Source organism: Chryseobacterium sp. 14P4.3.2 (genome assembly GCF_057799275.1).
The window spans coordinates 222,939-235,987 of sequence record NZ_JBYOKO010000001.1; the positions used below are offsets into that span (position 1 = coordinate 222,939).

The 13,049-nt window shown below is 35.8% G+C and carries 16 protein-coding genes; 5 read left to right on the top strand and 11 right to left on the bottom strand.

Annotated features, from left to right (window positions below; genetic code table 11):
• Positions 1–83 precede the first annotated feature (83 nt).
• The 5 genes from fbaA to AC27VX_RS01075 form a co-directional block, all read right to left on the bottom strand.
• On the bottom strand, positions 84–1,154 hold the full coding sequence (fbaA, locus tag AC27VX_RS01055) for a class II fructose-bisphosphate aldolase (RefSeq protein ID WP_488693422.1): 1,071 nt from the start codon (positions 1,152–1,154) through the stop codon (positions 84–86).
• A 71-nt stretch (positions 1,155–1,225) separates the two neighbouring features.
• On the bottom strand, positions 1,226–2,092 hold the full coding sequence (locus AC27VX_RS01060) for an NAD kinase (RefSeq protein ID WP_236856754.1): 867 nt from the start codon (positions 2,090–2,092) through the stop codon (positions 1,226–1,228).
• Between the two features lies 1 nt (position 2,093).
• On the bottom strand, positions 2,094–2,747 hold the full coding sequence (locus AC27VX_RS01065; RefSeq protein WP_236856755.1) for a CBS domain-containing protein: 654 nt from the start codon (positions 2,745–2,747) through the stop codon (positions 2,094–2,096).
• Between the two features lie 187 nt (positions 2,748–2,934).
• Entirely contained in the window at positions 2,935–3,465 is a 531-nt protein-coding gene (locus AC27VX_RS01070) for an RNA methyltransferase (protein ID WP_236856756.1), read from the bottom strand.
• A 5-nt stretch (positions 3,466–3,470) separates the two neighbouring features.
• Entirely contained in the window at positions 3,471–4,091 is a 621-nt protein-coding gene (locus tag AC27VX_RS01075; RefSeq protein WP_236856757.1) for a toxin-antitoxin system YwqK family antitoxin, read from the bottom strand.
• 55 nt (positions 4,092–4,146) lie between these two features.
• Between AC27VX_RS01075 and AC27VX_RS01080 the strand changes: the two genes are divergently transcribed.
• A complete protein-coding gene (locus AC27VX_RS01080) occupies positions 4,147–4,746 on the top strand; it encodes a hypothetical protein (protein WP_300688509.1) in 600 nt (199 codons plus the stop codon).
• Positions 4,747–4,758: 12 nt separating this feature from the next.
• On the opposite strand, the gene AC27VX_RS01085 is transcribed toward AC27VX_RS01080, so the two are convergent.
• Entirely contained in the window at positions 4,759–5,655 is an 897-nt protein-coding gene (locus tag AC27VX_RS01085) for a bestrophin family protein (protein ID WP_236856759.1), read from the bottom strand.
• Positions 5,656–5,856: 201 nt separating this feature from the next.
• Here AC27VX_RS01085 and AC27VX_RS01090 point away from each other — a divergent pair, with 201 nt between their 5' ends.
• Complete coding sequence (locus AC27VX_RS01090) at positions 5,857–6,744, top strand: cupin-like domain-containing protein (protein WP_488693426.1); 888 nt, start codon at positions 5,857–5,859, stop codon at positions 6,742–6,744.
• Between the two features lie 26 nt (positions 6,745–6,770).
• On the opposite strand, the gene AC27VX_RS01095 is transcribed toward AC27VX_RS01090, so the two are convergent.
• Positions 6,771–7,301: a GNAT family N-acetyltransferase gene (locus AC27VX_RS01095; protein WP_236856761.1), complete on the bottom strand. Its 531-nt coding sequence runs from the start codon at positions 7,299–7,301 to the stop codon at positions 6,771–6,773.
• A gap of 126 nt (positions 7,302–7,427) precedes the next feature.
• Between AC27VX_RS01095 and mutS the strand changes: the two genes are divergently transcribed.
• Complete coding sequence (gene mutS, locus AC27VX_RS01100; RefSeq protein WP_488693428.1) at positions 7,428–10,019, top strand: DNA mismatch repair protein MutS; 2,592 nt, start codon at positions 7,428–7,430, stop codon at positions 10,017–10,019.
• A 29-nt stretch (positions 10,020–10,048) separates the two neighbouring features.
• On the opposite strand, the gene AC27VX_RS01105 is transcribed toward mutS, so the two are convergent.
• The 4 genes from AC27VX_RS01105 to AC27VX_RS01120 form a co-directional block, all read right to left on the bottom strand.
• Positions 10,049–10,213: a bacteriocin gene (locus tag AC27VX_RS01105; RefSeq protein ID WP_236856763.1), complete on the bottom strand. Its 165-nt coding sequence runs from the start codon at positions 10,211–10,213 to the stop codon at positions 10,049–10,051.
• 172 nt (positions 10,214–10,385) lie between these two features.
• On the bottom strand, positions 10,386–10,541 hold the full coding sequence (locus tag AC27VX_RS01110) for a class IIb bacteriocin, lactobin A/cerein 7B family (RefSeq protein ID WP_236856764.1): 156 nt from the start codon (positions 10,539–10,541) through the stop codon (positions 10,386–10,388).
• Between the two features lie 39 nt (positions 10,542–10,580).
• Positions 10,581–10,739, bottom strand: coding sequence for a hypothetical protein (locus AC27VX_RS01115; RefSeq protein ID WP_236856765.1), 159 nt, complete (start codon positions 10,737–10,739; stop codon positions 10,581–10,583).
• Between the two features lie 116 nt (positions 10,740–10,855).
• Positions 10,856–11,701, bottom strand: a complete 846-nt coding sequence (locus AC27VX_RS01120) for a hypothetical protein (RefSeq protein ID WP_236856766.1) — start codon at positions 11,699–11,701, stop codon at positions 10,856–10,858.
• Between the two features lie 164 nt (positions 11,702–11,865).
• Between AC27VX_RS01120 and AC27VX_RS01125 the strand changes: the two genes are divergently transcribed.
• Both AC27VX_RS01125 and AC27VX_RS01130 read left to right on the top strand, forming a co-directional pair.
• A complete protein-coding gene (locus tag AC27VX_RS01125) occupies positions 11,866–12,354 on the top strand; it encodes a TlpA family protein disulfide reductase (RefSeq protein WP_236856767.1) in 489 nt (162 codons plus the stop codon).
• Between the two features lie 11 nt (positions 12,355–12,365).
• The gene (locus AC27VX_RS01130) at positions 12,366–13,022 is read left to right on the top strand and encodes a thioredoxin family protein (protein ID WP_488693431.1); all 657 of its coding nucleotides are present in this window, start codon (positions 12,366–12,368) and stop codon (positions 13,020–13,022) included.
• Positions 13,023–13,049: the final 27 nt, after the last annotated feature.

The following is a 13,049-nucleotide window of genomic DNA, read 5'->3' on the forward strand; positions in this document are numbered from 1 at the left end:
AATGTACTGTGTATAGTGTAAAATGTATAAAAAAAGAGATTGGAAAATACTTTGTACTTTATACATTTTACTTTATACAAATTTTATTTTAAAGTATTTACGTTATTTAAATCTTCAAATGCTTTCACCAACCTTGTAGAGAATGTTTCCTCACCTTTTCTTACCCATACTCTTGGGTCATAGAATTTTTTGTTAGGTTTTTCTTCTCCTTCAGGATTCCCGATTTGAGCTCTTAAATAATCAATATTGTTTACCATATAGTCTCTAACACCTTCTGTGTATGCAAACTGAAGGTCTGTATCGATGTTCATTTTGATCACTCCATAGTCAATTGCCTCTCTGATCTCTTCTAAAGTAGATCCTGAACCTCCGTGGAATACAAAGTTAACAGGCTTAGCAGCTGTTCCGAATTTTTCCTGAACATATTTCTGAGAATTGTCAAGAATTTTTGGAGTAAGAACTACGTTTCCTGGTTTGTAAACTCCGTGTACGTTACCAAAAGCGGCAGCGATTGTAAAGTTATCAGAGATCGCTCTTAATTTTTCATAAGTATAAGCTACATCTTCAGGCTGAGTATATAATTTTGAGTTATCAACATCTGAGTTGTCAACACCATCTTCCTCACCTCCGGTTACCCCGATTTCTACCTCAAGAGTCATCTGAAGTTTAGCCATTCTTTCGAAATATCTGGAAGAAACTTCAATGTTTTCTTCTAAAGACTCTTCAGAAAGGTCTAACATGTGAGAAGAGTAAAGAGATTTTCCTGTCTGCTTGAAGAATTCTTCGTTAGCATCCATTAATCCGTCAATCCAAGGAAGCAATTTCTTTGCACAGTGGTCTGTGTGTAAAATTACAGTTGCTCCATAAGCTTCCGCTAGGGTATGAATATGTTTTGCTCCTGCGATAGCTCCTAAGATAGCAGACTTCTGTCCGTCATTGCTTAGTCCTTTCCCTGCATTGAAAGCTGCTCCACCATTTGAAAACTGTATAATTACAGGAGAGTTCAATTTCGCTGCAGTTTCCATCACAGCGTTTACGTTGCTTGATCCAATTACGTTTACTGCGGGTAATGCAAATTTGTTTTCTTTAGCATGCTGAAAGATATCAGTAACTAACTGACCTGTGGCAACTCCTGCCGGAAAAATTCTGCTCATGTTTTACTTTTTATTATAAATTTTATTAGGTGTTTTAATTTCGTGTAAAGGTAATCATTTTTAAGAAATTGTTAATTTCTTTTGTCTCTTCCCCAAAGAAGCTTCTGGCGGATGGTTTCATAGAAGCTCAAACTGTTTGGCTGTACCAGAAGAAGCTGGAATTTTGCCTTTTTAATGATGATTTCTTTATCCGTTTCTATGTGAATCAATCGGGAATCTAAAGAAAGAGAATATTGAGGTACACGGCTTTCCACCCTGAATTTTATTTCTACTTTGTCATTTACCACTAATGGTCTCACATTCAGATTGTGAGGGGCAATAGGAGTAATGACGAAATTTTCGTTGTTTGGAGAAATGATTGGCCCGCCGCAGCTCAGTGAGTAAGCAGTAGAACCTGTGGGAGTTGAAATAATCACTCCGTCTCCCCAGAATACATTCAGAAACTCATCATTAATATAAGAGTCTACTGTAATCATTGAGGTCGTTTCTTTTCTGGAAACAGTAACATCATTTAATGCATAGGGGAATGATCCTTCTAGTTTAGGAGAAACAACTTCAATTACCGAACGTCGGCTTGTTTTTATATCTCCCTTTAAAATAGAGTCAAGTTCTCTGAAAGCTTCTTCTTTAGTGAAAAAAGCCAAAAAACCAAGTCTTCCTGTATTAACTCCCACAACGGGAATTTCAAGATCTTCAATGAAGGTCAAAGAATTTACAATCGTTCCATCTCCACCGAAAGTGAAAAACAGATCGACCTCTTTATCCAGAAGATCCTGTTTACAGTTGAAGGTATCGAATATTTTTGAAAACTGAAGTGCTTCAGCCATTTCATCATACAGAACAGATTTTACCCCTCTGCTTTCAAGTTCAGAGATAAACTTGCTTAAATATAAAAAAGTATCAAGATCTTTTTTCTGAGAATATATGGCTGCCTTCATGTTATATTTCTATGAATTTTTGGAAAAAACCAAAACGGTCTTTAAAAAGATCGGATTTCTCATCAGAATAGTATTTTTCAACAACCCTGTAATCATACCGGTCAAATGTAGAGTCTATCGAAGCCAGATTTTCATTGCTGATTTTGATGGTGACATGAACCACTTCATCAGACATGAAACTTATGAATCCACCATAAAATTTCGAGTTGTTACTCTCCACAATATTGGCAATCTCTGTCATTGAATATTTCCTTGCAGGAGTTTCTATGGTAAGAATAGCTCCTGATTCCGAAAATAGCGGATAACGGGAGAGGTCCTGAAAAATATCTTCACAGGTAATATATCCCAGGTATTTCTCATTTTTGTTGATGACCGGGATCACATTGGAACTGAACGTATGAAACAGACGGATACTGTCCATAATATTATTGTCTTCCAAAATAGCAAACCGCTCAATCTGATGCTCAAATTCCTTTAGAGTCCCTTCCTCTTTTTCGTAAAGAAAGTCCTTCGCAAGAGCCCCGTAAAAATGCTGGGATTTTTTGATGAAAATATGGGAATATCCGAAATCCTCCAGCATATTTCTGGCTGATTCTATTGAATCAGACATACTAAAACACGGGAAGTCTTTTGAGATATAGTCCTTGATAAACATTGTGCTAATTTATAAAAAATTAAATGAAACTTTTTCTGAAAACACGACTTTTTTTAAGATGAAGCAAAAAAAATGCCGTCAAAATTTGTTTGTAAAGAAAATTAAAGTACCTTTGTCGCCTTTCATTTTTACTTTTTATTAGATTTATTTCAAACTGCACTGTCTACTAACGACATATGCAGTTTTTTTATTTTAGGGCTTTTGAGAATTCCCACATCACAATTCCGGCACATACACTTACATTAAGAGAGTGCTTAGTTCCAAGTTGTGGAATTTCCAGAAACACATCAATATTAGGTAATACTTCATCACTGATTCCTTCTACTTCATTTCCTAAAATCAAAGCATATTTTTGGGATTGATCAATGGTAAAATCAGTAATAAGCTTGCTGTCCGTAGTCTGTTCAATTCCTATAATTTCGTATCCTTTGCTTTTCAGATCGGCAATAGCGGTGTTGGTTTCATCCTCATGAATCCAGTCTACGCTTTCCGTAGCTCCTAATGCCGCTTTATGGATCTCGCGGTGCGGGGGCTGTGGCGTAATTCCGCAGAGAATTATTTTTTCAATCAGAAAAGCATCTGCCGTCCTGAAAGCTGCACCTACATTGTGCATACTTCTAATATTATCTAAAATGATGACTAATGGAATTTTTTCAACTTTCTTAAATGCTTCTACATCTATTCTGTTCAGTTCCTCCAGTTTTAGTTTCTGTACCAATTGTATTATTTTGTTGAGATTAATTTTCCGTCTTTATAGACCTCTGTTTTTTCAATGCTTCCGTCTTCACGGTAATGAACTCTGTTGCCATTCCTTTTGTCATTGGCAAATTCTGTTTCACGCTGTATCTTTCCTGATGGATAAAGCACTTTCCATTTTCCGGTGGCAAGGCCGTTGTCATACTGGCCAATTTCTTTCACAGATTTTCCGTCTTCATGGAAGGTTCTGCTTTCCCCCTGCAATTTATTGAATTTATAATTGGAAATTTCAGTAACCTTACCGGAAGGAGAGTAAAAAGTGGCAGTAAGGCTGTTGTCATAAATGTTTTTTTCGCCATTTCTGAAAACTTCTTCAGAGGTCAGTACTCCGTTTTTATCATAATAAGCCCATTTTTGAACCTTAAATCCTTTTTTGTATTCTCCTTTTGACTGTATTTTTCCATTATCATGGTAAAAAACAGCATTGCCATCAAGCTTTCCTTTTCTCCATTCAACACTATTTTTCACCTGTCCGTTTTCATAGAACTCCTTGCAGTTTCCTTCCTGAAGCCCGTCTTTATATCCACAAGGTTTCTGTGCAAAAATAAGGGTAGAGGCAGAAAAAAATAATATAAAAATATACTTCATGGCTGTTTTTATTTCAAAAATAGTAAAATACTTATATTTGATTCCAAAATATACTATGAAAAAATTATTCATTTTATTTATTCTTATGATTGCTTTTATGCACTCAAAAGCTCAAAACACCTATTATCCTCAAGCGTTTTTTGATAAAAAACTGGCCAGAGACATGCTTGGTTTTGGAAATTCAACCATTGAAGGAGTTGCTTCTACCAAACAAAAAACATCTTTGGGAATTAAGCCTCTTCTCGGAGAAAAACATTACGCGAAACAGGGAACTGTAGTTATGCTTTTTCCGGTGACTCCTTATTTTGAGGAGTTTTATGATATGAGAAGAAAATATGAAAACAAAAAAACTACAGTATATATGTCTGAAGATGCTTTTAAATATAGAGTGGAAGCCTTAACAGATGACCATGGAAGATTTAAATTCGAAAAACTGAAACCGGGAAAGTATTATCTTGAGACTATTATCAATTTCACAGCATCGGCAAGCTATCAGAAACAGATAGGAACTACAGATACTTATAACGGAATGGGTGGATATATGTATTCCGCACCTATATATAATACATTTTTCTACGGGTACTCTGCGGCCAACAGAGAAAGTAAATTTGTAGAAATAAAACAGGACGGCGAATTAAAAGAAATCAAGCTTTAAAAGCTTTATTTCTTATTTTCTGTTCATAATCTGATGTACGTTTTTTTCAATATTCTGGGCCAGCACTTCCATAGGGATGTCATTTTCATCATTGTTGAACGGATCTTCAATCTCTTCGGCAATAAGCTCAAGGCTCATCAGAACATAATATACAAAAACGGTAAGGGGGATCATAAAAAGTCCAATATTAATCACGTAGGCTATGGGCAAAGCAAAAACATACAGGATAATAAACTTTTTAATAAAAGACGAATAAGAATAGGGAATCGGAGTATTTTTGATTCTCTCACAACCCCCACATACATCCAGGAACCCGGAAAGCTGGGTGTCCAGATACAGCATTTCAATTTCTGAAATCTTTCCTTCTTTTTTCAGCTGATTCAGCTTATGGGTTAAAAGGATAATTATTTCACTTGGGCCATGATTTTTCAATGACTTTTCAATCTCAGAATAATCTTCATCCAAAGCAAGTCTCGTAGATTCTTTGGAAAGATGTTTGGCTAAAAAGTGTGGAAAGAATTTTAAATATCTTGCAATCTGTTCTGCATCCTGACGATTGTCTGCAAGAATAGTATTGATTTTTATAGAAAAATTTCGGGTATCATTCACCAGTTTTCCCCAAAGCTTTCTTCCCTCCCACCATCTGTCATAAGCAGTATTTGTTCTGAAAACCAACAGAAGAGAAAGTACAAAGCCCAGTAAAGAATGAATCATTCCTACATTGCTGATCCCTGATTTTGAAGTAAGATGAAAATATTCCACCTCCAGATATTGAATTCCCCAGGAATATAATCCTACAAGGATCATGCTTGGAAAAAGAATTTTTAGGGTATCACTTTTGTGTAAGCTGAAAAGGATTTTAAGGAAATGCTTGGTATTGTAGACTCTCATAAATTCACTTAATACCACAAATATAATTTTTTTTCATTTAGTATTGGCTGACGGAAAGCTGTTACATTTATTTGAGAGAGATTCTTCTTTTTGGTTAAAATTGAGATAAAAGAAATTTTGATTGTATGGTTTTTCTGTTTTTTTATTGTCAGCCTTTCTTTTAAAATTTTTTCGAGTATCAAAAAAACACTATTTTTATTTCCCCAAAATACAAAATACATGATCCTCGAAAACGTAGATGTCGTCAATGATATCAGTAAAGAAGATTTTCAGAAAAATTATTTTAAAAAGCAAAAACCTCTTTTAATCAAGAATTTTGCAAGCCGCTGGTCTGCTTTTGACAAATGGAATCTGTCTTATATCCGTGAACAAGCGGGTGATCAGGAAGTCCCGCTGTATAATAATAAACCCGCTGATGCTGCTAAAAGTTCTGATGCTCCGGTGGCCTGTATGAAAATGAAGGATTATATTGATACTATAAAAATCAAGCCTTCAGATCTGCGTATCTTTTTCTATATTATTACGGATAAACTGCCCGAACTCTTGAAAAACTTTACCTATCCGGATCTGGGGATAAAGTTTTTTAAAAGACTGCCTACTTTGTTTTTCGGTGGCAGTGAGGCTCATGTTTTAATGCATTATGATGTTGATTTGGGCGATTTTATGCATATCCATTTTGAAGGAAAAAAGAGAATTCTACTGTTTGATCAGAAACAGTCGCCTTTTCTGTATAAAGTTCCGTTATCGGTCCATACAATTTATGATCTGGACTATGAAAATCCTGATTATGAAAAGTTTCCGGCTTTACAATATGCGAAAGGATATGAGATTTTCATGGAACATGGGGATGCCCTTTTTATTCCAGGGGCATTCTGGCATTTCAACAGATATCTGGAACCCGGATTTTCCCTTTCGTTACGAGCTCTTCCCAATAAACCGAAGACTTTTGCCAATATGCTGTATCATGTTTTCGTGATGAGGTATACAGATAAACTGATGCGTAAACTGTTTAAAGCTAAATGGGTGAATTACAAGCAGCAATGGGCATATAAGAAAAGCTCAGAAGCATTGGAGGTGCATCTGAAATCTGAAAAACAAAATAACTGACTTTATGTTTTGCTCTTAAATTAAGATTATTTATTTATTAACCCGAAGATGGTTGCATCTACGAATTTTCCTTTTTCAAAAAAGAAGTCTTTTAAAGTACCTTCTTTGCTGAAATTGAGAGACGACAGCAGCCTTTCAGAAGATATATTGGAAGGATCGATAAAGGCGTCTACCCTGTGTAACCTCATTGTTTCAAAACCAAAGGTAAGAATAGGAAGAATGGCTTCTTTCATATAGGACTGCTGCCAGAATTTTGGGTTAAGTTCATAACCTATCTCTGCCCGGAAATGCTCCCTGTACCAGTTGTGGTAGCCGCAGGTTCCAATAACTTGCTTTTCAGATTTTAATTCCAGTGCCCATCTGAATCCTTTCCCTTTCTCAAATTCACCATTAAAGTGCCTAATGATGTGTTGGGCATCTTCCAAATTTTGAAAGGGAGCCAGATCATAATATTCCATAACCTCATTCAGAGAAAAATATTCAAAAAGATCTTCAGTGTCGTTATGGGTAAGTTGCCGTAAAATAAGCCTTTCGGTCTCTAAAACAGGAAATTCCATATTAATATTTGATTTTATGGTGAAAATACAACTAATTAATGATACCAAAAAGAGGATAATATTAACCAAGAAACAAATCTCAAAACCCTGAATTTATTTTTTTAAATTTGGGGTTCATTTTTTACTATGGCAAAATCGAAGAAGGAAACCCCGTTAATGACGCAGTACAATACCATCAAGGGTAAATACCCGGATGCACTTTTACTTTTCAGAGTAGGGGACTTTTATGAAACTTTTGGGCAGGATGCAGTGAAAACATCCCAAATCCTGGGTATTGTTCTTACCAAGAGAAATAATGGAGAAGGAAGTGTGGAACTTGCAGGGTTTCCGCACCATTCAATAGATTCTTATCTTCCAAAACTGGTAAGAGCAGGAATGAGAGTGGCTATCTGTGATCAGCTGGAAGACCCGAAAATGGTAAAGGGAATTGTAAAGAGAGGGGTAACCGAGCTGGTGACGCCAGGAGTTACCTTCAATGACCAGGTCCTGAACTCGAAAAAGAATAATTTTCTTCTTTCCTTACATAAAGAGAAAGAAAAATACGGAATAGCCTTAGTAGATATCTCTACAGGAGAATTTTTGGTAAGCGAAGGGAATCTGGAAAAACTATTGCATATTGTCAATACCTTTGATCCAAGTGAGATTATTTATCAGAGAAGTGCACAGATCCCGGAACAGTTTAAAAATAAAAATGCTTTTAAACTTGAAGACTGGGCTTTTCAATATAATTTTGCCTACGATAAACTAACCAATCATTTCAAAACTAAATCTTTAAAAGGATTTGGAGTGGAAAATATTCCATTAGCGATTACAGCTGCAGGTGCTATTTTTGCCTATCTTGTTGAAGATACCCACCACAATCTGCTTGCCCATATTACAAAACTTCAGGTTATTCCACAGGAAGATTATCTGATGATGGATAATTTTACCTTAAGAAACCTGGAAATTGTCTATCCAAGTAATCCACAGGGAAAATCACTATTGGATATTATAGACAAAACGTCTACTCCAATGGGAGGAAGACTATTGAGGAGAAGAATTATTCTTCCCTTAAAATCGGTGGATGAGATTATGAGAAGGCTTTCTCTGATTGATTTCTTAAACGAGAATGACCATCTGAAATATGAGATCTGCCAACTGCTGAAGTCTATATCTGATCTGGACAGACTGATGGGAAAACTGGCAGCCGAGAAAATTTCGCCAAGAGAATTGGGACATCTGCGCCAGAGTTTAATTAATATTCATAAAATCAAAGCTTTATTGCATCCTCATGCAGATGTACTGGCATGGCTTGAACCTTTATTTGATCTGGAAGAACTGATTAAATTTTTACAGAATCACCTTAATGAAGAGCTTCCGGTAAGCATTGCCAAAGGAAATGTCATTAAAGAAGGGGTCTCTGAAGAACTGGACAGATTGAGAAATCTACAGAGCAAAGGCCGCGGATTCCTGGATGATATGTGCCAGAGGGAAATTGAAAGAACAGGAATTACCAGCCTTAAAATTGATTTTAATAATGTTTTCGGTTATTATATTGAAGTAAGAAATACCCATAAAGATAAAGTTCCTGATGACTGGGTAAGAAAACAGACCCTTGTGAATGCTGAAAGATATATCACCGAAGAACTGAAGGAATATGAGAGTCAGATTCTGGGGGCTGAAGAAAAAATCGGTGTGCTGGAAACCTCTCTGTACAGAAATCTGTGCGCAGAAACCATGGTTTATATTGATCAGATTCAGGGGAATTCCAACATCATTGCCCAGCTTGATGTTGCCTCCGGATTATCTGAACTTGCTGTTTCAGAAAGCTATACAAAGCCTATTCTGAATGATGGCTATGCAATTGATTTAAAAGAAGCAAGACATCCCATTATAGAGAATGCGCTTCCATTGGGAGAGAAATACATTCCGAATGACATCTTTCTGGATAAAGATTCTCAGCAGATCATTATGGTTACAGGACCGAACATGGCCGGTAAGTCGGCAATCCTTCGTCAGACGGCTATCGTATGTCTTTTGGCGCAGATTGGTAGTTTTGTGCCGGCAAAGCATGCTGAGATCGGAATGCTGGATAAAATTTTTACTAGGGTAGGGGCTACTGATAATATTTCAGCAGGTGAATCTACATTTATGGTAGAAATGAATGAAGCGGCGAATATTCTGAATAATATCTCTGAGCGAAGCCTTATTTTACTTGATGAGATTGGACGTGGAACCTCTACTTATGATGGAGTTTCTATTGCCTGGGCGATTGCAGAATATCTGCATCAGCATACTACACAGGCTAAAACGTTGTTTGCAACCCATTATCATGAGTTGAATGAAATGACGGTCAACTTTGAAAGGGTGAAAAACTTCCATGTGTCTATTCAGGAGAATAAAGGAAATATTATTTTTCTTAGAAAACTTGTACCGGGAGGAAGTGAACATAGCTTCGGTATTCATGTGGCAAAACTGGCCGGAATGCCTGCAAAAGTAGTAAATAGGGCGAATGAAATCCTTAAAACACTTGAAGCCAGCAGAACACAGGGCGGCGGAAGTACATCAGAAAACATCAAAAGGGTAACCGAAGAAAATATGCAGCTTTCTTTCTTCCAGCTGGATGACCCCGTTTTGGAAAATATCCGTGAAGAACTGACAAAAATAGATATCAATACACTGACTCCTATTGAAGCTCTAATGAAGCTTAATGCAATAAAAAAAATGATTGGAAAGTAATCCAATCATTTTTTTTATTTGAGCAATCGTTAACAGCATAGTCCATCCTGAATACCAGGAACTCCGGACCGCTCTTCTCCGGTTTGCGGATCTGTGCAGCTTACTACTCTTGGGCAGACAGGTCTTCTTCCTCCGCTGATTTCTTTTAGCTCATTTTTTGTGAGTTTTCTTTTTTGAGTGTTTGTTTTTTTCATGATAATTTTAATTTGGTAATTCTAAGATATGGTTTATTTTTTTAATTTAAGTATAAAATACTGAAAAGTAAGTGGTTATGTTGGTGGAAGATTGGTTGTTCAGAGGAGTTCTTTAAAAAAAAGTGATTGAAGATTTCTCTCCAATCACTTTCAGAATGTTATAAATGTTATTTTAGCAGCATTGTCCTTTCGGAGTACATGATCCTAATGTCATCTCTCCGTCAATATTACAAAAGCAAGCCATTAAACAGGTTGGTCCGCCTCCGCCGTTAATTTCTTTTAATTCGGCTTTGGTTAATTTTCTTTTTTGAATGTTTGTTTTTTTCATAGTAGTTATAATTTAGTTTTTAGTTTTAAAGATGCTGGGTTAGCAGCAGAATCCGTCTTTTCCTACAAGGCCAGGTACCATTTCTCCTGAGTCAGGATTCATGCAGAATCCACGTAAGCATCTGGGAGCAGCCCCACCATTAATTTCTTTTAATTCTGATTTACCAAGCTTTCTTTTCTGAATGTTTAAGTTTTTCATGATAATTTTAATTTGGTTACACCCAAATATACAAAATCATTCATTTAATTCTATAGAATGTGAAAAAATATATCTCCTTTAAAAAAACAAAAAAGAGAACTTTAAGCTCTCTTTTATCATAAGTGATTATATTCGTAAATGTTTAATCCGCTATTGGTTACGTTGGTTTCAGCCTTATTATAATAAGTTCTGGAATTCTTTGTAGGATAACCGCTGGCGTTATACTCATAGTTGGATTTAAAGATAGTCCATTCAGCACTTCCCGCTCCGTTATTGTAATTCAGTATACTATTATAACTTACAATGTTATGGGTAGAACCGTTTTCATCCTCAGTGTCAATAATTTTTAAGAATCCTGTTACATTTTTAAATGGAGCATTCTTAGTATCATACACAATCGGCTTCATGGTACCTGTTGCAGCATGAAATCCACCGGTATTAGCCGGTACAGCTGCCGTTTCTGTCCAGCTGCTCAGGGAGCCGTCCGTATTTAATATCGCATTTTTTGTCCCGGTTCTGGAACTGGAAGATCCTGAAAAACTTGCTACGTAGGATATCTTTACACTATTACCGGTAATATAGCTATAATTTGTTTCTACAGTAGAAGTACCTCCGGATGAAAGAGAAGTTTCAGTGTATATTTTTTTACTCAATCTGCTGTTTCCATCATAAGCATAAGTGGTTTTATAATTAGTATTTGCGCCGGAAGTGATCTGTTGAGTGATTAAGTTTCCCGAATACATAAAAGTGGTTACCTCACCATTGGTACTGTTGTTTATCTGAGCGATTTTCGAACCATTGTAAGTATATGTTGATACTTCTCCGTCCGAAATCATTTTCGTTACTAGAACTGGGCTGTTATCATTGTTGTTCCCATTATTGTTGGATGAGTCATTGTCATCATTGCTGTCTGAGCAAGATGCCAAAAAAAGAATAGGTAGTAGTAAGTAATATTTTTTCATGGTTTCTAGTTTAAAAACGGGAGTAAAAGTATTAAAAAAAATCAATTATAGTAAATATAATAAAGGTAATACATAATAATTTTATGAAAAATATAATCTGTAGTGTTAGGAAGAGAATTTTGTTTGGCAGGCGGTTGATTTATATTAATTTATTAAATTTGATTATGAAGAATTTGTTAAAGATTTTAATAGTCTTTGTTTTTTGTACTTTCTTCAAAGCTCAGCAGAGTTTTGTGCCTGTGATGAAATATGAAGAACTCGAAAAACGTATTGAGCAGGAAAAAGATAAACTTCTTGTGGTGAATTTCTGGTCAACAACCTGCGCTCCATGTGTAAAGGAGCTTCCTCACTTCATGGAAATCAATAATAAATATGCAGGAAGCCCAAAGTATAAAATGATTCTTGTTTCATTGGACAGGCTTGCAGATAAAGAAAAAGTATTGAAGTTTATGAAAAATAAAAATCTTAGTGCTGAAGTGCTGCTGCTGGATGATATTAAAAGAATGAATACCTGGATTCCAAGATTTGAGAAAGACTGGGATGGTAACATTCCGGTGACGCTGTTTTATAAAAATGGTGAAAAAATAAATTTCAATGATGGGGAAATGAGCAGGGAAGATCTTGAAAAAACAATTACAGAAAATCTACAATAAATAATCTATATATGAAAAATCTGAAAATTTTAATCACAGCATTTGCCGTTGGCTTAGGGTTGTTAAGTTTTACAACCACTGACCATGATCACAATAAATCTCAGAAAGAAAAAGTTTCTTCAGCAAAAGGTTATGAAGTTGGAGATGAAGCGTCTGATTTTAAGCTTAAAAATGTTGACGGTAAAATGGTTTCTCTAAGTGATTTAAAAAGTGCAAAAGGGTTCATTGTTATATTTACCTGTAACCATTGTCCTTATGCGAAGAAATATGAAGACCGTATTGTTGAGCTTGATAAAAAATATAAAAACCAGGGATATCCAGTAATCGCTATCAACCCTAATGATCCTAATGTACAGCCTGAGGATGGGTATCAGCAAATGATCGAGAGAGCTAAACAGAAAGGCTTTACTTTTCCGTATTTAGTAGATGAGGGCCAGAAAATCTATCCGCAGTATGGAGCAACGAAAACTCCGCATGTTTTTGTACTGCAGAAAGAAAAAGGAAAAAATATCGTCAAGTATATTGGAGCTATCGACAACAATTATGATAATCCAAATGATGTATCGGAATATTATGCTCAGGATGCTGTGAATGCCTTGATCAAAGGTGAGCCAGTGAAAATGACGAAAACCGTAGCTATCGGTTGCACGGTCAAGGTAAAGAAGTAATATATTTGCCTGAATAAAAAAATAAAA